17 protein-coding genes, 1 tRNA gene and 3 pseudogenes are annotated in these 22703 nt (G+C 59.8%); 13 read left to right on the plus strand and 8 right to left on the minus strand.

The window, feature by feature from the left end:
• Positions 1-10: 10 nt before the first annotated feature.
• The 4 genes from sppA to aroA form a co-directional block, all read right to left on the minus strand.
• Positions 11-955, minus strand: a complete 945-nt coding sequence (sppA, locus tag KF719_RS11280; RefSeq protein WP_293508814.1) for a signal peptide peptidase SppA — start codon at positions 953-955, stop codon at positions 11-13.
• Positions 956-1034: 79 nt separating this feature from the next.
• Entirely contained in the window at positions 1035-2744 is a 1710-nt protein-coding gene (gene rpsA / locus KF719_RS11285; RefSeq protein ID WP_293508815.1) for a 30S ribosomal protein S1, read from the minus strand.
• Between the two features lie 195 nt (positions 2745-2939).
• Positions 2940-3563 (minus strand): (d)CMP kinase, encoded by a 624-nt coding sequence (gene cmk / locus KF719_RS11290; protein ID WP_293508816.1) that lies wholly within the window; start codon positions 3561-3563, stop codon positions 2940-2942.
• Entirely contained in the window at positions 3560-4906 is a 1347-nt protein-coding gene (aroA, locus tag KF719_RS11295; protein WP_293508817.1) for a 3-phosphoshikimate 1-carboxyvinyltransferase, read from the minus strand. The genes cmk and aroA overlap by 4 nt, the downstream gene beginning before the upstream one ends.
• Positions 4907-5112: 206 nt before the next feature.
• On the opposite strand from aroA, the gene KF719_RS11300 reads away from it, so the two are divergent.
• A complete protein-coding gene (locus KF719_RS11300; protein ID WP_293508818.1) occupies positions 5113-5499 on the plus strand; it encodes a TIGR02300 family protein in 387 nt (128 codons plus the stop codon).
• A 131-nt stretch (positions 5500-5630) separates the two neighbouring features.
• Positions 5631-5706, plus strand: a tRNA-Ala gene (locus tag KF719_RS11305).
• A 285-nt stretch (positions 5707-5991) separates the two neighbouring features.
• Here the strand turns inward: KF719_RS11305 and KF719_RS11310 are convergent.
• Entirely contained in the window at positions 5992-7170 is a 1179-nt protein-coding gene (locus KF719_RS11310; protein ID WP_293508819.1) for a recombinase family protein, read from the minus strand.
• 172 nt (positions 7171-7342) lie between these two features.
• Here KF719_RS11310 and KF719_RS11315 point away from each other — a divergent pair, with 172 nt between their 5' ends.
• Complete coding sequence (locus tag KF719_RS11315) at positions 7343-8356, plus strand: hypothetical protein (protein WP_293507738.1); 1014 nt, start codon at positions 7343-7345, stop codon at positions 8354-8356.
• Between the two features lie 29 nt (positions 8357-8385).
• Here the strand turns inward: KF719_RS11315 and KF719_RS11320 are convergent.
• A pseudogene (locus tag KF719_RS11320) lies at positions 8386-8496 on the minus strand (IS1595 family transposase); the annotation flags it as partial.
• A gap of 367 nt (positions 8497-8863) precedes the next feature.
• Positions 8864-9640 (minus strand): annotated as a pseudogene (locus KF719_RS11325) (IS1595 family transposase); the annotation flags it as partial.
• Between the two features lie 145 nt (positions 9641-9785).
• Between KF719_RS11325 and KF719_RS11330 the strand changes: the two are divergent.
• The 9 genes and pseudogenes from KF719_RS11330 to KF719_RS11370 all read left to right on the plus strand — a co-directional run bounded on the left by KF719_RS11330 (position 9786) and on the right by KF719_RS11370 (position 20018).
• Complete coding sequence (locus KF719_RS11330) at positions 9786-11795, plus strand: hypothetical protein (protein ID WP_293508820.1); 2010 nt, start codon at positions 9786-9788, stop codon at positions 11793-11795.
• 8 nt (positions 11796-11803) lie between these two features.
• Positions 11804-12535, plus strand: a complete 732-nt coding sequence (locus tag KF719_RS11335) for an ATP-binding cassette domain-containing protein (RefSeq protein ID WP_293508821.1) — start codon at positions 11804-11806, stop codon at positions 12533-12535.
• Positions 12532-13755, plus strand: coding sequence for an ABC transporter permease (locus KF719_RS11340; RefSeq protein WP_293508822.1), 1224 nt, complete (start codon positions 12532-12534; stop codon positions 13753-13755). Before KF719_RS11335 ends, KF719_RS11340 begins: the two co-directional genes overlap by 4 nt.
• Complete coding sequence (locus tag KF719_RS11345; protein WP_293508823.1) at positions 13748-15412, plus strand: SUMF1/EgtB/PvdO family nonheme iron enzyme; 1665 nt, start codon at positions 13748-13750, stop codon at positions 15410-15412. Before KF719_RS11340 ends, KF719_RS11345 begins: the two co-directional genes overlap by 8 nt.
• On the plus strand, positions 15402-16172 hold the full coding sequence (locus tag KF719_RS11350; RefSeq protein WP_293508824.1) for a YMGG-like glycine zipper-containing protein: 771 nt from the start codon (positions 15402-15404) through the stop codon (positions 16170-16172). Before KF719_RS11345 ends, KF719_RS11350 begins: the two co-directional genes overlap by 11 nt.
• A gap of 10 nt (positions 16173-16182) precedes the next feature.
• Positions 16183-16701, plus strand: a complete 519-nt coding sequence (locus KF719_RS11355; RefSeq protein WP_293508825.1) for a hypothetical protein — start codon at positions 16183-16185, stop codon at positions 16699-16701.
• A gap of 523 nt (positions 16702-17224) precedes the next feature.
• Positions 17225-18838 carry a hypothetical protein gene (locus tag KF719_RS11360; protein ID WP_293508826.1) on the plus strand — a complete coding sequence of 538 codons (1614 nt, stop codon included), beginning with the start codon at positions 17225-17227 and terminating at the stop codon, positions 18836-18838.
• A 91-nt stretch (positions 18839-18929) separates the two neighbouring features.
• Positions 18930-19375, plus strand: a pseudogene (locus tag KF719_RS11365) (transposase); the annotation flags it as partial.
• Complete coding sequence (locus KF719_RS11370) at positions 19341-20018, plus strand: site-specific integrase (protein WP_293508827.1); 678 nt, start codon at positions 19341-19343, stop codon at positions 20016-20018. The pseudogene KF719_RS11365 and the gene KF719_RS11370, both read left to right, overlap by 35 nt.
• Positions 20019-20295: 277 nt before the next feature.
• Here KF719_RS11370 and KF719_RS11375 read toward each other — a convergent pair whose 3' ends face one another.
• Positions 20296-20925, minus strand: a complete 630-nt coding sequence (locus KF719_RS11375) for a TetR/AcrR family transcriptional regulator (RefSeq protein ID WP_293508828.1) — start codon at positions 20923-20925, stop codon at positions 20296-20298.
• 110 nt (positions 20926-21035) lie between these two features.
• Here KF719_RS11375 and KF719_RS11380 point away from each other — a divergent pair, with 110 nt between their 5' ends.
• The gene (locus KF719_RS11380) at positions 21036-22703 is read left to right on the plus strand and encodes an FAD-dependent monooxygenase (RefSeq protein WP_293508829.1); all 1668 of its coding nucleotides are present in this window, start codon (positions 21036-21038) and stop codon (positions 22701-22703) included.

A 22703-nucleotide genomic window follows, 5' to 3' on the forward strand; every position in this document is an offset into this window, starting at 1 on the left:
GACTCTCCCCTTATTGGCGGTCAGGTTGCCAAACGCTTGTCAGACCGTCAAGTGTAAGTCTTTTTGTTTGCTGTGTTTTTCCGGCCACGACCTCGCCGGCGACGATGATGGCCTCGCCCAGCGTCCGCCCCGCAAAGCCGGCGATGCCGAGATTGGGATAGGCCGGTTGCCATGTCTGCACCGGCAGGTCCGCGTCGAGCCCATGCGTCTCGACAAGCCAGGCGATCGCCTGTTCCTCGCTGCCGATCTCGTCGACGAGCCCGTTTTCGACCGCCTGCCAGCCGGTATAGACACGGCCGTCGCCGATACGCCGCGCCGTCGCTTCGTCCATGCCGCGCCGTTCGACGACGAGGCGCAGGAACCAGTCATAGGAACTGTCGATGAGGTCCTTGGTCACGCGCAGCGATTCCGGGCTCGGCTTGTGAAACGGGCTCGGCTCGGCCTTGAGGGGTGCCGATTTGACCTCGCGCATCTCGATGCCGACATATTTCAGCAGCTCCTCGAGCTGAGCCCACTGGAAGATCACGCCGATGGAACCGGTGATCGTGTTGCCGCGGGCGACGATGCGGTCGGCCGACATGGCGACGATATAGCCGCCGGAGGCCGCGACCGTTCCGAGGACCGCGACAACGGGCTTTTCCTCGGCAACGCGGCGCACGGCTTCGTAGAGCGCCTCGGCGCCGGTCGTTGTGCCGCCCGGACTGTCGATGGCGAGGATCACCGCCTTGACGCGCGGGTCCCTGGCGATCTTGTCGAGCATTTCGCGCTGTATGCGATCGTCGACGACAATGCCGCCGATCTCGACGCGGGCGATATGCGACCGGGCGGGCCAGCCGCGCTCGGCCAACAGCGCGACAAGCGCCACCGCCACGGCGAGAACCGCGCCAACACGCCAAAAAAACAGGCGGCGCTTCAAACGCCGCCTGTCCGTCAATGTATCTGCATCGAGCGACACGAGGTTTGCCCTCCGGACAGGACGAAATCAGGGCCGGAGCTTAGCGCGGCGGACGGGGCTTGTCGCCCCGCCCGTCGCCTCATTTGTCGTCCGTGTTGGCCTTGTTGAGCGCGGCACCCAGAATGTCGCCCAGCGACGCGCCGGAATCCGACGAGCCATACTGTGCCACGGCTTCCTTTTCTTCGGCGATTTCGAGCGCCTTGATCGAAAGCTGGATCTTGCGGGCCGCACGGTCGAACTGCGTGACGCGCGCGTCGATCTTGTCGCCAACCGAGAAACGCTCCGGCCGTTGGTCGGCACGATCGCGGGCAAGCTCGGCGCGGCGGATGAAGGCCGACATGTCGTCGGCGCCGACGGTGACCTCGAGACCGTTCTCGGTGACGCCGGTCACGGTGCAGGTCACGACCGCACCTTTGCGGATGTCGCCGAGTGCTTCCATCGGGTCGCCCGAAAGCTGCTTGATGCCGAGCGAGATGCGCTCCTTCTCGGTGTCGACATCGAGCACGACCGCCTTCACGACCTGACCCTTCTGGAAGTCGGCCATCGCTTCTTCGCCCGGACGGTTCCAGTCGAGATCGGACATATGCACCATGCCGTCCACATCGGCGTCGAGACCGATGAAGAGACCGAACTCGGTGATGTTCTTGATCTCGCCCTCGACCAGCGTGCCCGCGGGATACTTCTCGGCGAAGGTCGTCCAGGGATTGTCCATGCAGTGCTTGAGACCAAGCGAAATGCGGCGCTTCACCGGATCGACTTCTAGCACCATCACTTCGACTTCCTGCGAGGTCGAAACGATCTTGCCCGGATGCACGTTCTTCTTGGTCCAGCTCATTTCGGAGACATGAACGAGGCCTTCGACGCCGGGCTCAAGCTCGACGAATGCACCGTAGTCGGTGATGTTGGTGACGCGCCCTTTGAAACGCGCCTCGAGCGGATACTTCGCCTCGACGCCTTCCCACGGATCGGCCTCGAGCTGCTTCATGCCGAGCGAGATGCGCTGCGTGTCGTGATTGACCTTGATGACCTGCACTTTCAGCGTCTGGCCGATCGACAGAACTTCGGTCGGATGGTTGACGCGGCGCCACGCGATGTCGGTGACATGCAGCAGGCCGTCGACGCCGCCGAGATCGACGAACGCGCCGTAGTCGGTGATGTTCTTGACGACACCCTCGAGCACCTGGCCTTCCTTGAGGTTCTCGACCAGTTCCTGACGCTGCTCGGCGCGGGTCTCTTCGAGCACGGCGCGGCGCGAGACGACGATGTTGCCGCGGCGCTTGTCCATTTTCAGAATCTGGAAGGGCTGCGGAATGTTCATCAGCGGCGTCACATCGCGCACGGGGCGGATGTCGACCTGGCTGCCCGGAAGGAAGGCGACGGCGCCGTCGAGATCGACGGTGAAGCCGCCCTTCACGCGGCCGAAAATCTGGCCGTCGACGCGTTCCTGCTTCTCGAAGGCGACTTCGAGGCGGATCCAGCTTTCTTCGCGCTTGGCTTTTTCGCGGCTCAGCACCGCTTCGCCCATCGCGTTCTCGATGCGCTCGAGATAGACCTCGACGGTGTCGCCGACATTGATGTTGGCGGGCTTGCCGGGGGTCGCAAATTCCTTGAGGGCGACGCGGCCCTCGGTCTTCAGGCCGACATCGACGATGGCGAGATCGTTCTCGATGGCGACGACCGTCCCTTTGATGACGGAGCCTTCCTGCATGTTGCTTTCGGAAAAGGACTGCTCCAGCAGGGCGGCGAAATCTTCGCGGCTCGGATTGAGCGCGCTTGCGGTGTTAGCCAATGTAAAAGTCTCCTGACGATGCTTTTATTCCGGCCGGCGGTTGGGTCCGCGGGTCTTCCCCCGAGATCGTGAAACGTCCGGGAGCATGTGGATTTGGGCGGTGTCGGTTAGAGGTTGAAACAACGCGGCACAGCCTGCGCGACTTCGTTCAAACCAATGCGGAAAAGCGGCGCCGCCCGGAGGGCGAAAACGCGACTAACCCATTGCTTTGTCAATGATCGCGACGGCTGCGTCGAACGCCGCTTCTATACTCAAATCGGAGGTATCGAGCAAGTGCGCGTCGGCCGCCGGCTTCATGGGGCTGGCCGCCCGCTCGGCATCGCGGCGGTCTCTTTCCCGAACATCTTCAAGGACTTGTGCCTCGGACGGCCCCGACCCCGAATTGTTGAGTTCGAGCCAGCGCCGCCGCGCCCGGATTTCCGGGCTGGCGGAGACGAAAAGTTTCACATCGGCCTCCGGGCAGACCACCGTGCCGATATCCCGCCCGTCGAGCACTGCACCGGGTTTTCGGGCGGCAAACCGCCGTTGCAGGTCCAGAATGGCGGCCCGGACGGCCGGCATGGCGGCGACCACGGATGCCGCGTGGCCGGCCTCGGCTGTGCGGATCGCCTTTTCGTCGATTTGGGACGCGTCAAGCGCCTCGGCGGCGGCGCGTGCCGCTTTTTCGTCGGCCGGGTCGCCGCCGGCCGCCAGCACCGCCTGGCCGACGGCGCGATAGAGCGAGCCGGTGTCGAGATAGTGGAGGCCGTAATGGCGGGCGAGCGCGCGGGCGAGGGTGCCTTTGCCCGAGGCGGCGGGACCGTCGACCGCGATGATCATTGGCCCATGCCGCTGAAACTTGCGCCGAGACCGCGCATCATCGGCACGAAATCGGGAAAACTGGTCGCGATCATCGTGGCGTCGTCGACGGTCACGGGTTTTTGCGCCGCAAGCCCCATGACGAGGAAGGACATCGCGATGCGGTGGTCCATATGTGTTGCGACATGGCCGGCGCCCGCAACCGCGCCGCCCCGGCCGTCGACCGACATGCCGTCTTCGCTCTCATGCACCTTGATGCCGTTGGCCCTGAGGCCCGATGCCGTGGCGGCGATGCGGTCGCTCTCCTTGACGCGCAATTCGTGGATGCCGAGCATTTTCGTCGTCCCCTCGGCAAAGGCGGCGGCGACGGCGAGCACCGGATATTCGTCGATCATCGACGCCGCGCGCTCCGGCGGCACCTCGATGCCGCGCAACCGGCTCGCGCGAACGCGAAGATCGGCCACCGGTTCGCCGCCTTCCTCGCGCTGGTTCATCACTTCGATGTCGCCGCCCATTTCCTTGAGCGTCGTATAGAGCCCGGCCCGGTGCGGATTGAGCGTAATGCCCTGCACCACGATCTCGGACCCCGGCGTCAGCAGCGCCGCGACGACCGGGAAGGCAGCGGACGACGGGTCGCCCGGCACCGTGATGGCGCAGGGCTTGAGCTCGGGCTCGCCGGTGAGCCGGATCGCCAGCAGGCCGCGCGGCCCGGTTTCGATCTGGACGTCGGCGCCGAAGGCCTTGAGCATTCGTTCGGTGTGGTCGCGGGTCGGCGTCGCTTCGATGACGGTGGTCTGTCCCGGCGCATTGAGGCCGGCCAGCAGCACCGCAGATTTGACCTGTGCCGAGGCGACCGGCAGCGGATAGGCGATCGGCATGGCGCGCCGGGCGCCGATCAGTGTCAGCGGCAGGCGGCCGCCGGCACGGGCATGGAATGTCGCCCCCATGTCGGTCAGCGGTGCGATCACCCGGCCCATCGGGCGGCGCGACAGCGAGGCATCGCCGATAAAGGTCGCCGTAATCGGGTGCCCGGCGACAAGACCCATGACGAGGCGCACGCCGGTTCCCGAATTGCCGAAATCGAGAGGTTGCTCCGGTTCCCGGAGCCCGCCGACGCCGACCCCGTGCACCGACCACGAACCGTCGGCAAGGCGCTCGACATCGGCGCCAAGGCGGCGCATGGCCTCGGCGGTCGCCAGCACATCGGCGCCCTCCAGAAGCCCCGTAATGCGCGTCTCGCCGACCGCCAGCGCGCCGAAAATCAGCGCCCGGTGCGAAATCGACTTGTCGCCCGGCACCCTGACGGTGCCCGACAGGCGGGCCGAAGGTTCGGCGGTGAGGGGCGTCGCGGGGGAATGGGCCAAGGCGCTTTCACTGCTGATGTTGCCGGGAAGCGCCGGCGGGGCGTCCCGGCCCGCTCCGGGCGGAGCGGCGGCGGGCGGGCGCGGCGCGAATAGGTTTTGACAGGAGCAACTTAACGTGGCAATGGGAAAATCCTTCAAGGCCATATGCCGCGCGCCGGGTCGAGCCTGGGCGCGCAAGACGCGGATAGACGCGGGGGAGTGTAAGCTTGTCGAAACCGGAGTTGGGAACCAAACGCGATTGCCCGAGCTGCGGCGCGAAGTTTTACGACCTGAACAAGAACCCGGTCGTTTGTCCCAAGTGCAAGCACGAGTATGTGCCGGACACGGGCGCCAAGGCAAAGCGCGCCAAGCCGGCCGAAAAGCCGAAGGAAAAGCCGCTGAAGCGCGTCGTGTCCGATGATGGCGACACGGTTTCGCTGGATTCAATGCGCGACGACGAACTGGCGGCCGATGTCGATGACGACGATATCGATGTCGACGTGGATGTCGAAGTCGATGACGACGACGCGGATGACGCCTTCCTGCCGGACGACGAGGACGAGGATGACGACGTCACCGGCATCGTTCGCGGCGGCAAGGGCGACGACGACTGAATTGACGGCACGGCGGAACGCCGCGGCGGCGCGGCCTGTCCGGCATCAAGTTTTTCTTGATCGCCGGGGGGAGCAGCCCTAAGTTCCGCCACCGCTGGCGCGAGGACCCATCCCCGCGCCGGATACAAGGCGGGGCCATAGCTCAGTTGGGAGAGCGCTTGCATGGCATGCAAGAGGTCGTCGGTTCGATTCCGTCTGGCTCCACCAATCCTCTCCTAGCAAAACGACGACCGCCAGGGCGTCTCCGGAAAGTGTCCGTACTTTCGGGGGCTTGCCGCGCAGTTCTGCATCGCGAGCACACACAGAGACGCTGACAGTTGCGGGATTCGGCGCTGTTTCGGAGCCGTTTCTCCAGGTGGCTTCGAACTGGTCCGCTTCAGGCGTTTCCGATGCACAGTGATGCAGCGGTGCATCAGCGTGGTTGGCTGAAAATGACGCTGAACGAAGACGCCCGCGCCTCGGCGCGGGCGTGACTGTCTGAGGATCGTGCACTCAGTCGAACCCGAGTAGGCTCCGCTGCTCGTTCCAGCTTGTCGGGAGTTTTGGGATACGAACGAGTCGTTCGGCCGTGAGCCCACGCGGTTCCAGTCCGGCAAGTATCGCTTTTGTGATATCCGGCGCGAGAAACGCCAGCCGGACGGTGCGCGCGACCAGCCGCTCGTCGATTGCATCGCGCATGGCGATCTCCTTGTAGCTGAGTCCGGACTTCAGATCGTCGAACCAGGCATGGGCGCGGGCGATGGTTCGCAGGAGAGAAGGATCAGGCTGCGATCTGTCGTCGGCCTTGTGCTGTCCGATGATGAGTTTCCTGCCATGTCCACAACGCTTGAGCTGGAACGCCCGCGTGATGTGATGGGGCGCCTTCGTCCCGTCCGCTCCTTTGGTTTGCATGGAATCCTGGATGTTGGTGAGGAAGCTCCGCAGCCCGAGTCGATTGATGGCGAGCGAGATGTGCTTCTCGCCGACCGTCACCTTGTCGACCATCTGAAGGAGAATGTCTCGGCGCGGGCGGAGCTTGAGCTCGGTAGCAGTGAGTGTGGCCTTCGCGCCCGCCACATCCATCTGAGCCGGATCTTCCGTGCCGATGATCCGGCAGAGCTCTGCCTGTCGTCCGAGAAGGGCGATCAGTTCGTCGGTGATGAAGCTGTCGATCTCACGGACAGGCAAACTGCCAGAGGGATGCACATAGTAGTGGAAATGGGCTCCCTTCTTGCGTCCCTGACGCGGCCGATAGGGCGCGCCGTCTTCATGGACGAGCAGGCCTGCAAGCAGCGACGGGGATTTGGCATTTGTCTTGGCACGACTCTCATGTCTGTTGCGGGCAAGGAGTTGCTGAACCGCGTCCCAGGTCTCGCGATCGACGATCGCCTCATGCTGGCCTTCGTGGACTTTGTCCTTGTGACGGATGCGGCCGATATAGACGGGGTTCTGGAGCAGCGCATAAAGCGCGCCGCGCGTGAAGGTCGAGCCGCCCCTTGCGTTGCCCTTCCGGGTAACCCAGCGCTTGGAGCGGATATCCCGGGATTTGAGGTCCTTCATGAGGCGGAGGACGGAGCCAAGCTCAAGATAGCGATTGAAGACGAGGCGAACCCGCTCGACCTCGCTCCCATTCACGATGAGCTTGCGGTGCTTGATGTCATAGCCGAGCGGCGGCAAGCCACCCATCCACATGCCCTTCTCCTTCCAAATATATCCCCTTCGAACATGGACCCGCCGGACTCCCGGAATCGGGAGGGTCGGCTATGATCTCTAGCGCCAACCTGTTACTTGTGACGCAAACAGGCTGTTCAAAACCACATGTAAATGCTGTCATGTTTCTCCGAAATACTTGGGGGGACGTGAAATGCCAGAGGTTGTCGAAGTGAGTAGGCACCAGTTTTCAATTGCCTACACGGGAGATGAGCGCGGCGCGGATCACTCAATCAGCGTGGAGGCGTTGGCCCCGGCGTTGCTGGCCTTTGGCAAGCTCTTGCGCGAAGCCAATTCAGAACTTAATGGGCCGAAAGCAAAGGCGAACGTCTATGTCGTCTCTGATTTCGAGCATAAATGTTTCAACATCAATTTTGATCTAGCTCTCGGATTCTACGAGCAAGTCAAAAGCCTCGTTCAAACGACAGAAATAAAAGACGCTAAGGAAATATTGGAATGGATAGGGATTCTGAGCGCTCCGGTGGTGATCCCTTTATCTTTTCTTGGGTACCTGCGGTGGAAAAAGGGGCGCAAAACAACACAGGTAGTTCAGCTCACTGACAAGAGTCAGCTTGGGAATGTTGTTGTTAGTGTCGAGGGTGACGGAAATTCAGTTACGATAAATCAAAACGTTTACAATTTATCTCAGAATGCCAATGCTTTGAAGGCAACCCGCGACGCATTCTTGCCGATTGGGCAGGACGGCTTTGATAAGGTGGAAGTAAGACAGGGCGAAAGTGTTGTTGCCACTATTGAACCTTCCGAAGTCGAAGATATCGTCGCGTCCTGCACTACAGCCCTAGCTGAAACAAAAGAAAAAAAGCCAGAGGTCGATACAACGACCGCTTGGCTGAGTGTTTACTCCCCTGTCTACGATGAAAAAGCAGAGAACTGGCGCTTCCGCCTCGGCACTGAGGTGATTTATGCCGACATCTCCGAGACATCAATTTCACACGATGCACTGGAACGCGGCGGTGCGCTTACAGACGACACGTATCAAGTGAGGCTTGAAATCACTGTTGGGGTGGACGAGAAGGGAAATCGCACTAAGCCTCACTACAGGGTTCTTGAGGTCATTAAATTTTTTCCCGCCAGCCCGAGAATGAGGCAGCAGTCGTTGTTGCCTACACCGCCCGTAGAGTCAGGAAATGATGAGCCAAGCGCATAAGGGGTTTGATCTTCTGTTATCCAAGATGCTCAAGGGCGAGGAAAAGCCTGCAACAGACGCTCGAACATCAACTCGGGACGCTTCCGCAGGTTATGACGGAACTCGAACTCGCCAAGGTAAGAAGGCAGATGCTTCCGTGCTTATCCGTTTATCACCCACAGGAGCTAGATGTTGATGTCAGATATCAATGAATTGTCCGACGCGGCCGTCGTGTCGCCACTCACTGCGCTGGTTGAAAGCGAGTGGCAGGGCCTGCTCGATAAGGATGACCGGACCAGCCCTGCCGAGTATCCAGACATGGTCTTGGTCACGAGAAACGAACTGGCGGGCGCGATGAGCGAGGCATATTTGCTCAACGTGCCCTTATACGTTGCATGCGACGGCATCGCCGACGATTACACGACCAGCGAAAAACACCATCCCGGCTACGTCCTTATCCCCGCCGCGCGATTTGAGGCCATAACCACCGTCCTCAGCGATAGACACAAGGGGTAGTAGTTGTGGGTGATAAACGGATAAGCACGGATGCTTCTTCGAAACCCAAACGTGCGTCCCGTAAATCCCGCGCTTGATCGTCGCCCAGAAGCTTTCGATTGAATTGGTGTGAATGGGACCGCGCACGTATTCCTTGCGGGCGTGGTTCACCGTTTCGTGCTCATAGCCATACTCTTCCAAGCGAGCAAAGGCACCGGCCTCATCGGTCGCAACCCATGCGCCGGGGCGGACGTGCTGCAAGATCGAGGGGACGACACTGCGGCCACGGCGATCCTCGACAACGCGGGTCAGAACGTTTCCGCCGCGTTCGATCATGCCGAGAACAACCATCTTGTCCTCTTTCCCCTGCTTGTCCTTACCGCCGATGAAAGCCTTGTCGATTTCAACAATGTGATCGTGGCCGAGCGTATCGTCACCATCAACCCAACCCATGTACTTGCGGATTTCGTGGCCCATGCGCCATGCCGTCTTGTAGGTGGTTCCGATCTGGCGCTGGATTTCCTTCGCGCTGACGCCGTTCCGCGTCGTCGTGAACAGATACATGACGAAAAACCAGTCCCGAAGGCTTGTGCGGGTGCGCTCAAAGGGCGTTCCGGCGGTCGGATAGACCTGATGGCCGCAGAACTCGCACTCATAGCAGCGGCGTCCTTTGACCCTGTGATGCTTGGCTTCCGCGCCGCAGGTGCCGCAATGGAACTTGTGGCCATAGCGAACTGCCATGAGGTGATCTAGGCAGGCGTCATCGTCCGGGAAGCGGGAATTGAATTTCTTGAGGGTCATCTTGGTCATGGGCGTCTCTCCTATGACCTGAATATAGCAATTCCCGCCCCATGTTTCAAGGGGATATATTTGCCTTTATCAGCGGGTGTTGACAAGGCCGGGGACGCCGCTTGTTGAGAACCCCGGCGAAGAAGCTGATGCAAACGCGGAACCGTTGCCGCCGCTGACGCCTCTTTACGTCTACAAACGGGTGGAGGTTCACGGGCGCATATGGCTTGAAGTCGGCCGCGCCAACCAGGGCCCGACTGACGGCTGGCTCAATGCGGACAGAACAGTGGAGTGGAAGCAGGCAATGACGCTTGCCTTCACCAACCCTGCCGGCCGCAAGCAGACATTGTTCTTCCGGGAGTATGGCGGATTGCAAAGCCTGATTGAGGCCGATCGACCCGAAGCGAAAGCGGCGGGACTGCGGTCGACGGCCTTGTCGGGCGAAGTGCCATCGGACTTTTCGGTGGTGTCTGTGGAGCCGGACACCTATGTCGATTTATCCGAGAATTTCTACCTGCTGCCGATACTCGAGTTCGACGAAGCTTATTTCGCGAACGGCTTTAGTACACAGCTTGTCAAGGTCGCCGCTGTCAACGCAAAGGAACGTGCGAACTTTTCAGCTCCTGAGAGACCAGAACCTCCCGCTCCTCGGGAAGCCGAAGTCACCATCGCCCCGCCTTCAGTGTCTGCACCCCATCCGGAAACAATTATTCCCGACGTCGATCCGGCCGACGTTCTCAGCCGCGTCCACAACGACTACAGGGCTGGTGTCGTTTTTGTCATCGACACCACGACGTCAATGGACCCCTACATTGAGCGCGTGCGCGATGCCGTAAGGGTGATGTATAGCCAGCTTGCCACATCGAAATACGGCGACCGGATAGACTTTGGCCTGATCGGGTATCGTGACAATCTGGCGGCCGCGCCGGCGCTCGAATATCTCACTCATATTTACGCCAACCTGGGCGACGCAAGAACGGAAGCCGAATTCTTCGATCGTGTTCGCGGCGCGGCGGCAGCGACGGCTTCGAGCAAAGGATTCGAAGAGGACGCATTTTCTGGCATCTCCACCGCGTTGAACGATGTCAAGTGGAGTGGCTATCAGGGAAAATGGGTGGTTCTGATCACCGATGCCGGAGCGCGAAGTGGCTCCGATCCACTATCGGCGACCGGGCTCGGACCGACCGAGGTAAACAGTCTCGCCCAAGAGCACGGCATCACGCTCTCTGCGCTGCACCTGTTGACCAAGGCAGGAAACACCAACCATGAACAGGCAAAGCTCCAGTACCAGCTTTTGACGCGATTGCCTGGCAGCAACGAGACGCTTTATCACGGTGTGGACTCCGGCGACGCGGACCGATTTTCTTCTTTTGTCGAAACAATCGCACAGAGCGTTGCTCTGCAAGTTGAGGTCGCCGGCGAAGGTCGCCTTATAGAAATCGGGAACGAAGCGCTGACAGTTGCGCGGGCCGAAGTGTTGCGCCGTCGGGACGAACTTCGAATGCAGGCAGAAGCCGAAGCGCGAAGTGAGGTTGAGCGCGCACCCACTGCAGTGCAGGTCGAAGACGCAGGTGCGGCCGAGGTGGAGGCACGCTATCAGGCGGATCTGGAAAAATTCCAACGCCAGGTTATGCTCGCCGGGCGAGCCATGCAGTTGGCCTATCTTGGCCGGGAAGCGGGAACGCGTGCGCCCTCCTTCTTTGAAGCATGGGCTGCCGATCGAGATATCGAAAACCCGGCCCTTGCCACTTTCGATGTACGCGTTCTCCTTTCCCGCAATCAGCTTTCCGACCTGACGCTCGCACTGCGGACTATTCTTGAAACGGCCGAACGTACACGGATGACACCGCGGGATTTCTTTAGCCAATTGCAGACGGCCGCCGCGCTTCTCAGCCGCACACCCGATCAGGTCGGTGCTGTGAAGCGGCTAGCGCAAATCGGAATCATCGGAGAATATCTGGAGGATCTTCCCTATCGTAGCCGCATTCTTGAAGTCAGCGAAGATGACTGGCTGACCTGGAGTTTTGACAGGCAGCGTGAGTTTCTGGATGAGCTCAGGCAGAAGATCGAGCTCTATGGGCGCCTTGGCGATGAGGTTACGCTCTGGGTGGCTCTGGACGGAGGAAGAATCCCGGGGGATGCCGTCTATCCGGTTTCCCTGTCTTCCCTGCCATGACGGGAGGGTTGGAAACGACCCGTTTGCTCATCATGCGGAACCTCGTAAAGACACGTCGATCTGCGGAAAAGGGACGCAGTTTCATTTTGCGGGTACCGGATATCGAAATCCGGAGAGGTCAGGCTTATGCGCTGATCGGGGCTAGCGGAAGCGGCAAGAGCACTTTTCTCGCGCTGGCCGCAATGGCCTTGAGGCCCGACATGGAAGGGCAGTTTGTCTTTCGTCCGGACGATGACGCAGTGAACGTCATCGACCTCTGGCGCAGACGAAAGGCGGATTGGATGGCGGGACTTCGACGGCGGCACATTGGGGTCATCTTGCAACAGGGCGGTCTCATTTCCTGCTTGTCGGTCCTGGAGAATATCCTGCTGCCGGCATTGCTTGTGGGGCACGACGAACGGGAGCGGGCGTTGTCGCTCGCGGCAAGGCTGGGGATTGAGGGAATTCTCCGCCGGCGTCCGGGGCAGGTATCGGTCGGACAGCGGCAACGCGTCGCCATTGCTCGAGCACTCATAAACGCGCCCGATCTCATCTTGGCCGATGAGCCGACCGCCTCAGTTGATCCGCTGACCGCCGATGGCATCTTCGATCTTCTTGTCGAGCTGGTGGAGGAAACGAACGCAGCTCTTGTGGTCGCAAGTCACGACTGGGGCAGAGTAAGGCGGTCGGACTTTGTCAGTCTGTATCACGAGATCGAAGCAACGAGAGAGTCCGTCGTTTCTACGCTGGTGGCGGCATGAGCGGCTTTGCGAGGCACACAGTAGCGTGGATTGCTGCAAAGGATGCGGCGAGTGAACTCCTGATGACGAGTTGCACCGTGCTCGCATTGGTGGCCGTTCTGGCACCCCTTCTCATCCTTTTCAGCTTGAAGTTTGGGCTGATCGACACGATGGCACAACGTCTTATCGAAGACGTTCGCAATCGGGAGGTCGTCATCATCAGTAGTACGAAGCTGACGTACGATTGGTTTGACCGAATGAGAACACGCGACGATGTCGAGTTTGTCGTGCCGAACACTCGAACGATCGCCGCAAGCTTCAACAGTGTTCAAAATCGCGACAAACGGAAAACGGTGCGTGGGCTATCTATGATCCCGACGGCGGCCGGCGATCCGTTGCTCGAGAATCTGGCAGCCCGGATAACGGAACCCCGGCATATTGTTCTGAGTTCGCTTGCCGCAGAACGCCTTCAGGCGTCGGTGGGCCAGTCGCTACGCGCGCGTGTGCAGAGAACCAGAGATAACACAGCAGAAGCACAGTTTATCGAACTTGAGGTCGTCGGTGTCGCCGCCCCGTGGGCGGAAACCGAGCCTGCGGCCTTTGTTGATCTCGAACTTCTGATTGCCACGGAAGAGTATCGAGATGGTCTTGCTGTCGAGAGTTTCGGCTGGCCGGGCAGGCAGGGTGTAGCGGACGAACGTGTCTTTCCTCGATTCAGGCTCTATGCGCGGTCGATCTACGACGTTCCCGGCCTTCGGGATGCTCTCGTCGCGGAACACCTGGATATTCGTACGCAAGCAGTGGCCATTGAGTCCATGCGCTCCCTTGATCGCAGTCTGTCCACCGTGTTTGCAATCATTGCAGCAGTTGCGTGTGGCGGTTTCGTCCTGGCGTTGGCCTCCATTTTGGCTGCCAATGTCCAACGCAAGCGCCGTGAATTGAGTGTTCTTCGTCTTATTGGAGCGCCTTTGCGGGAGATTGTGGCCTTTCCCATTACCCAGGCACTGATTGTCGCAGTTTCCGGATTGGCAGTTTCACTCGCAATTTTCACTTTCGTATCCAGAAGTCTGAACGACATCTTCAGTCATACGATCCGCACCGGCGAGTCCATCAGCCAACTCCTGCCGCATCATATTCTCGTCGCAGGCCTGGCAACGATGGGCTTTGCAATCCTGTCCTCGCTTTGGGCCGGGGTGGCGGCGCTCCGGATAGAACCTGCGGAGGGTCTCGCAGATGTATAGGTTCGGCAGCATCCCTCACCTGTGTTTCGGCCTTTTGTTGGCATTGCTGACCTTCACGGGAGCGGATGCTCAGGAAATCACCTGGGAGGAACGGGACTACAACCCCAAGGCGGCTGAGGGTGACCTTGCTTTGCCGATGCCATGTGGCGGCAGCTATGTGTTCCGCCGCGTTTCCGTGGAGAGCACCGGGTATCTCGATGATCGACGCGTCCGTGTAGGGTTACGTCAGGAAAATGTGGCCTATAAGGAGGATCCCAGATTTGAACATATTGCGGGAAGTTTCTCGGATCCGGGCGAGAGCAGCGAGCGCTATTACTATATCGGCAAATACGAACTGACCCGCCTGCAATATGCCGCCCTGCAGAACGAGTGCAGCAAGCCGTCGACGGCACTCAGACTCCCCGTGACCGAGCTATCCTGGTTCGATGCGGTGAACGCGGGCCGGATCTATACTGAATGGCTCATGCAGAACGCGTCGGATGTGCTTCCAAAGCAAGGTAGCGCAAGTGCATTCGTCCGATTGCCGACCGAGATTGAATGGGAGTTTGCGGCCCGCGGTGGCCTGTCTGTTGATGAAGCCGATTTTTCCGGACGCGTGTTCCCGATGCCCGATGGACAGCTTTCCGAGTATGTCTGGTTTCAGGGGAGCGAATCTGCCGCCGGTAAATTGCGACCGATCGGTCTCCTTAAGCCCAACCCCCTCGGTCTTTACGACATTCTCGGGAACGCATCGGAAATCACCTTCGATCTTTTTCATCTCAATCGTCGCGGACGTCTTCATGGTCAGGCAGGTGGATTTGTCTCAAAGGGCGGGGACATTGCAACATCTCAGGGCGAGATGAGGAGTGCCCTTCGCAATGAAAACCAGTTCTTCGACACCAGAACGGGTGAGGCGCTGAAGGTCGCCAATATGGGAGCGCGGTTTGTCCTGTCCGTCCCGGTTGTTGTGTCCGCCGATCGCCTGCAGGCTATTCAGTCGGAATGGAAAGCCCTGCCAGCACCAGACCTCGAATCCGACAGTTCGAGCGCCCAGCGCGAGGCGCTTGCACGGCTGAGCAATGTTACGCAGCGGACCGACGACCAGATCGTAAAGCAGCAGCTTGAACAGGCAATCCTGCAATTGGAATCCGCCCGCACGATACAGAACGACATCCGCAACCGGGCGATCAGAGCCCTTCTTCAGTCCGGCGCTATCATTGGCAACAAGGTCAAGACCGATCCCGTTCTAATCGCGCGAACGGAGATCGTTTTGCAGGAAATGAACAAAAATCTTGCCCGGGCGCAGGAGCTTTTCGCGCAGGCAGAAAGCGCTGGTGACGCGGCCCGCGCTCAGAGCGCCAGGGCGGTCGTTGCGAAAATTCAAAGCGAAATGGAAAGCCGCGAGCGGCGTATAGTGACCTTGCGATCGGATAGTCAGACGACCGTCGCGAGCTACAGCGACCTCGTATACAGCGTTTCGTCTGACTACCCGCTTACTCTGATAGCGCCGCAGTTGGAAGCACTAGTCGTAGATTATAGAGAAAAAGGTTTTGGATACCTGGTTCCGTTTGCGCAGCTGTTTGTTGGGCATGTTGAGGAGCTTCGTTCGAATGATGAAATCGAGCGTGAGAAATGGTCACAGGAACTCAGAAAAATTGGAGGAAACGATGATCAATAAATTGAATCTGTCCGCTCGAAAGACGGCGCGCTACCCGGTAATCGTCGCTGCGAGCTTCGCAATTGTCGTTGCCGGGTGTCAGGCACCCGGCGGCGGGGGGTATTCGGGGGGAGGGCTGACATCAAACCCCTACGGACGCGAAGCCGGGTTGACGCCCGCGCAGCAGGAGATGCGATCCAGCGCTTCTGCCTTCAATAAAACGCTGTGGCAGGGGGTGGCGGCCGGCGCGGTGCTCGGGGGGATACTCGGTGCCGTTGTCGGAAATAGTGCCAATCGGGGCCAGAACATACTGATCGGCGCTGGTGTAGGTGCGCTGGCAGGCGGTCTCGCGGGAAGCTATCTGGGAAGCAAACAGCAGCACTATGCCAATAGTGAGGCCCAGATTAATGCGATAGTTGCCGATCTCCGAATGAAGAACACTGAGGAAGAACGCCTTATCGCCTCTCTGGAAACCGTAGTCGCCGAACATCGTCTGGAAATGGCCGAGCTTGCCGGAAAGTACAAGGCGGGCACGGTGGACGAGTCGGTGTACCGCAGAAAAGTTGCTCAGATCGAAGCTGATCAAAAAATTGTTCAGGAATCGATCGACTCCGCAAACAAGCAGCTCGCTACTTTCACGGAAACAAGGACGTTGATCGCTGACCAGAAACCATATTCGAACCTGTCGGAGATGGATACTGAGCTTGCAGAAATGCAGGCGAACACGAGCCGATTGGCGGAACTCAATAATGAGCTCACGGCGACCCGCGGAGCAGTCTAGGGAGAAGAAAATGCGCAACTGTTTGTTAGCTGTCGGCTTGACTCTTGCCCTTGCCGCTTGTGCTACGACTGCGGCCGAGAATGACCCGTCCAAGGGCGGGTTCGGCAACGCCGTAGCGGGCGTTCTTGGCGGACAGTACGACGAGCGCCTACATGAACGGAAAGTCGAAGCAGATCGGCTGGCCCTGCACAACGCCGATCTGGAGGCGCGCAGCAATGCTTTGAAAGCAGAAAGAGACCAATTGTCTCTCGAGATTTCCAAAGTTCGAAACCGGATATCTCAACAAAATGCGCGAATAGCCGAGCTCGAGAGCCGAGTACGAGAAAGTTCGTCTATGACGGACGAGGAAAGGTCGCGCCTTGCACGTCTGTCCTCTCGTGCCGCGGACCTCCGCCAGCATGCGGATCGAATGGATGCTTATTCAACCGCGAAGTCGGCATCGGGTGTCCGTGATGAGCTTGCAGAGTTGGAGAAGGAGTCAAATGCCCTTTCTTCCGAGTTTGATATGCTTGCATCGGGTGTTCGCTAGCACCCCGCTTTGGGTCACAGGTGGCTGGGCACAGGGCAGGCGCAACGATCACGATGGCATGCAAAATCAGAGATACTTGCCGCGACATTGTCTGTTCGCAATGCTCGTGAGCTGCTTGGGTGCGCACGTTGCGAATGCAGAGGTTGACTCTGAAAACCTTCCGGAAGAAATCGGCTACTACGTGCTTGACGGTAATACTCTCACGCAACTAACGGCGCGAAAGGGCGAGGTTGTTGCATACGGATTTGGATCGAAAGGATTAATTGGGCCCGTCGAGGGCCCTGCTTTTCGGACCGGAAACCTCCGGTTTGTTGCTGTGCTTTCTCAAAACGTACCCCTTTTCGGCAATCCCTTTGGGTCATTTTCGAGCCCTCGAATTGCTCGGGTTGCGCGTATCGGCACCACAGACACTGTCAGTGCTGACGGAGGTCGGACGACAGCACCTCCCTCAGACATGTTCTCTATACTCAGCCTTGCGGGTTTGAATGTGAAGGTTGATGCCACCAGGCGGAACGTTGCGATTATGACTCTTGCAAAGCCCCTGGAGGAAGGTCGCTACGTTTTGACTCCATCAAGTTTGACCCACAGACATATTTATGCCTTTCAAGTTGAGGGGTCGATTGGTGAAGGTGTCGAGTGTGTCGCCGACGACATGCTCTTTGGCGACGGATATCCTAAGCCTTGCGCGCCGCCGCCCGGCGGATCCACTGCTCAGAATACTGGTCTACAGATTCCTCAACTACCGCCTTCCAATAAAGCGCAGAAGAACGGCCAGTCGCCTCCTGGCGAGAAAATGCCGACACAACGCCCTGCGCAGCCGGCGCCCCAAGTGCAGTCTTCCGCTCCCTCAACGAGTAGTCCTGTTGCGGCACTCTCGGTCAACGGACTGGCGGCGCGCTACACCACGCAGCAGGCACCTTTTCAGCCGACCATCAGTGTCACCGGAACCGGGTTCAACTCAATCAAAGAGATCCGGTGGTTGTGGATCTCTCCATCCAACCTTCCGGGAACTGCGATTTGGCGATCTGATGACAATTTCGATGGAAAACTTGTTCGAGAAAACGATCGATTGGCAGAAGTCAGTCCGGTGCTGGTAGCCGCTGGAGATTCTGTTGGTGTATACCATTGGAAAGTTATCTTTGTTTCCGACGACGGACAGCAGGTCACAAGATCATTCACTGTGCACTACACATCTCCGCAAGTGGTGCCCCCGCCGCCGCCGGTTGCGGCGTTGCAGGTCAACGGGTTGGACTCTACCTATACGACATCGAGCAAGCCCTACACTCCGACGGTCCGCTTGAGCGGAGAAGGGCTTGACCGCGTAACTGAAATTCGCTGGTCATGGAGCGGACCCAATAGCGGCAGCACGGTCTGGACTCCGGGATCAAGAGATTGGCCGCGATTCCTCCCGGCTTCCGACGGACGTTCTGCGACCGTGTCGCCAAATTTCATCGCCGACAACGATCCCGCAGGAGCCTGGTACTGGACTGTTGCCTTCATTGCCGGCACTCAGCGCGTGGAGAAGAATTTTTCCGTCACCTATGCCCGCTCCGCCTCTGCGGGATCGACAACCCCGGCAAGCGGAACGCCATGGCGGGGAATCGTAGAATCAATGAATTCTTTCAAGCAGTTCGATCAAAAGAAGACTGCCGATCTTGGCTTGTATGTAAGTCAGGCTTGGGCGGAAACCGTGGTCGGCTCCCTGCCGCGATGGAAGGAAACCTGCCTGTCTGCCGTTTACGCAATGATCGAACACGCCAGAGGGAGAACAAGCTATCGCGTTGGCGCTGTCGTTGATGGGCGGTCGAACTGGAGTGATAGCGTCGGGGCGATAGCAATCGCAGGGGCATCTACAAGCGAAACGAGGGTGAACTTTCTGACTATCCGCGAACAGATGGCAGCTGGGAATCCGGTGATCCTCGTCGGCCCCTTCCCCGGCGATTGCTATAATAGTGACGGAGATAAAGTCCCCTGCACCCATAAAATTCTTGCGATTGGAATAGACCCGAATGATTTTGTTATCGCCAACGATCCCTGGGGCGGCAACCAACTCAAGATTGACCCACGGACATGGCGAACCGGCAGCACCGTGACGAGCAACTTCACCATCACGCACATGAGGATGGTGGAATTCTGAATCATGTGTTCCCCGTCAGGGCCTATGGCACAGATTTGACGGTGTAGTTTAAGGAGTATTTGGTTCTCATCATAGTCACGAAGGAACGAAGATGAGAAGCAAATACTCGAGCCCCAAAAAGCCTGCCGAGCAGGTGGCCAAGGATATCCGGCGGGCGACCCGTCGGCATTTCTCGGCTGAAGACAAGATCAGGATCGTGCTGGAAGGCTTGCGCGGCGAGGACAGAATCGCCGAGTTGTGCCGTAAGGAAGGCATCGCCCAGAGTCTGTATTACACACGGGTCGAAGGAGTTCATGGAAGCCGGCAAACGGCGCCTGGCGGGCGATACGGCCCGCGCGGCAACCACCGACGAGGGTGAAGGATCTGCGCCGCGAAGCCAGCGCTTTGAAGGAAAGCGTAGCCGATCTGACGCTTGAGAACCGTCTGCTCAAAAAAACACGATCGCGGATGGGACGAAGACGCATGAGGTACCCCGTATCTGAGAAGCTTGAGATCATCGGGCTTGTCGAGCAGTCGCATTTGCCAGCGCGGCGTTCGCAAGGCCCGCGCCCGAATCCTTGACCAGGATGAGATTGCGGCTCTGGTTGCCGCCTGCCCGGGTGATCTCCAGGCGCTGGTTCTCGCGAGCCTCTACACAGGCTGCCGGATCGGCGAACTGCGGGCGATGCGGCGATCCGCATTCAACAGTGAGGCCGGCAGTCTCTTCGTGCATGCAACCAAGACCGGCCGCAGCCGCAATATCATTCTGTCCTATGAGGCCGTCGAGTTCTTCGCGGGCATAACGCGCGGGCTCGACGAGAAGCAGCTGGTGTTCCGAAGGATCGATGGTCTGCCCTGGACGATCACCGGTCATAGCGCCCGAATGCGCAAGGTCTCCGCCGACGCCGGTCTCGACCCTGCTATCGTCTTTCACGAGCTGCGTCACACCTATGCAAGCGGCCTTCTGATGGCAGGTGTATCGCCCTTCGTCGTGGCGGATCAGTTGGGGCACGCAGATTGTACGCAAGTCATAAAGACCTACGGTCACGTATCTGCAGCCTTTGCGGTCGATCAGATACGGCGCCTTTCGCCTCGCATCGCGGCCTCACCGACGGGTGCCCGGAAGACTCCAGGCAAGCCAGTAGCGCCGATAGACAGACATGCGCGGCGTACGCGCCGCGCTCCGGCGCACCAGACATGAACCTTCCCTGATCGGCGCGAGAATTTCCCTGTTTTCCTGAAATCAGTTCCCTGTTCGGCCGAACAAATTCCCTGTTCCGCTGTTCAGGGAATTTCTCGCCAAGCCCATGAAATCTTTAGAGAATTCCGGGCGAATTTCCGAAAACCATGTCGAAAAATTGCAACTTTCCCTGTTCTTTCCCTGATAACAGGGAATTTGAACCGAGGCATGTAAGGTCGTGACTGCAAACACCACCAATCTTCCCCGGAAAATCTGGAATTCGGTCTCCCGCTCCGCACTAGTGCGGCGATGCGATGTGGCTGCAGGCCTTTCGGGCACGCGCCGGCGGCATGCCGAGAAGGCGAAGGATGCTTTCGCATATCTGCGGCGTCAGCGACGGATCCGGTTTGCCGCGGAGGCGTACGCGCACGGCGACCGCGACCAGCGCGACGACCTGGTCGAGCAGGAACGTGTTGACCTCGACATCGAATTTTCCCTGTGCGACGCCGCGCTCGATGTCGCCGCGCAGATATTTGTAGAGGTCCTTGCGAATCTCGGGCAGGTGATCGGCGCCGTCGAGCAGTACGGCCGCCCAGTCGGGCGCCGCGGCAAGTATGGCGATGAAGCGCGATGTCGCGGTGACGACGCGCGCCGCCGCGTCCTCGATCTCTTCCATTTCCGCGTCGATCTGCCGGCTGACTTCGAAGGCGATGCCATAGGCGGCGGTGCGCAGAATCTCGTCCTTGTCGCTAAAGTGATTGTAGAACGTGCCGTTGGCCATGCCTGCGGCCGTGGTGATGTCGGTGATCTTCGCGCCGTCCATGCCTTTCTCGGCGACGACCGAAACGGCGGCGTCGAGCAGCGCCGAGCGCGTGCGTTCCCGCTTTCCCCGGCCGGCGCTCAATTCCTGAAAATGTCTGTCGTGCAAAAGGCGGGCTCCCGTTTCAACCGCGCGAGAATAACCGGGATAAAGGATTGACAAAAGCTGTTTTTGAGATGTATCTCAAATATGAGAATACTCTCATTTATGGAATTGGCATGCCCGCAACCCCTGTTCTGATCGTCGGCGCCGGTCCCGTGGGCCAGCTTGCAGCGTTGCTGCTGTCGCGCCACGGCATTGCATCGCGTCTCGTGGACCGGCGCAGCGAGCCCTCGACCGCACCGAAAGCCCATGCGGTAAACCCGCGCACGCTCGAGATTTGCGACAGCGTCGGTGTGCCGGCGGCGCGGTTGCGCGCCGCGGGCGCCAGCGCCAACGATGCCGGCTGGGTGCGGTTCGTCGGCACATTGGCGGGGCCGGAATTCGGCGTGCTTCCCTATGAGCGGCAGGACGATAACGCGCTTGCCCACACGCCTTTTCCGCTGACCAACATTCCGCAGCCGAAATTCGAAGCGGCGCTTGCCGAAGCGATCGCGGCCGACCGCAACATTGTCTTCACGCGCGGTGTCGCTTGCTCAGGGCTTGTCGAAGGGGCATCGGGCGTGACGGCGACGCTCGAAACCGAAGGCGGCTCCACGACCACCCTCGACTGCAGCTATGTGATCGCCGCCGACGGCGCCGGTTCGACGCTCCGCGACATGCTCGGCATTGCGATGGACGGCCCGGCATCCCTGCAACACTACGTGATGATTCATTTCGAGGCCGATCTGCGCGCGCTGACCGATGCGCGGCCCGGCGTTCTCTATTTCCTGTTCGATCCGAAGACCGGCGGTGTCTTCATCGCCTATGATCGCGCCGGCACCTGGGTGCTGATGCATCCCTACGATCCCGATGCCGAAACGCGCGAGAGTTTCGACGATGCGCGCTGCCGCAAACTCATCGAGGCGGCCGTCGGCGCGACGCCGCCGCCCTTGCAAATCCGCAACATCAGTCCCTGGACGATGTCGGCGCAGGTCGCGGAGCGCTACCGCCAAGGCCGCGTCTTTCTGGCGGGCGATGCCGCGCACCGCTTCCCGCCGACAGGCGGGCTCGGGCTCAACACCGGGGCGGTCGACGCGCAGAACCTCGCCTGGAAACTTGCCGCCGTTCTGAAGGGAGAGGCGGGCGAAGCGCTTCTCGACACTTACGAGATCGAGCGGCGGCCGGTGGCGCAGGTCAACAGCGAACAGAGCCTTGCGAATGCAGGAAAACTTTTCGATCTGCTTTTCGCGCTCCACGGCACGGACCCGGCGCGAACCGAAAAGCACTACGCGGCCATGGAAACGGCATCGCGCCCGCCCGCCGAGCTTGCCGCCGCCGTCGAAGCGCAAAGGCCGCATTTCGACAGCTTCAATCTGCAGCTCGGATATCGCTATGCGTCGGTCGCGACCATCGGCGCACCCGATCTTGCGGCCGCGTGCGATGTCGACATCAGCAACTACGAGCCGTCATGGGACGCGGGCGCGCATGTGCCGCATCGCTGGGTGGTCCACAAGAGCGCGCGTGTGTCGCTGCTGTCGCTGCTCCCCCCCGATCGCTTCACGCTGCTGGCGGGGCCGGCAGGTGCGGCATGGCGCGCGGCGGCCGACGCGACGGGCACCGGCGCGCTCACCGCCGAAAGCGACTTCAGCGACATCGAAACCGACTGGAGCCGGCTGACCGGATTGCCGGCCGACGGCGCATTGCTTGTGCGGCCCGACCGACATATCGCCTGCCGCTTCGACAAGGCGGTGAACGATCCCGCGGATTTTCTGAAACGGCAGATGGCGCAAATTCTCGCCAGATAA

The sequence above is a fragment of the Parvibaculum sp. genome (genome assembly GCF_019635935.1).
GTDB lineage: Bacteria > Pseudomonadota > Alphaproteobacteria > Parvibaculales > Parvibaculaceae > Parvibaculum.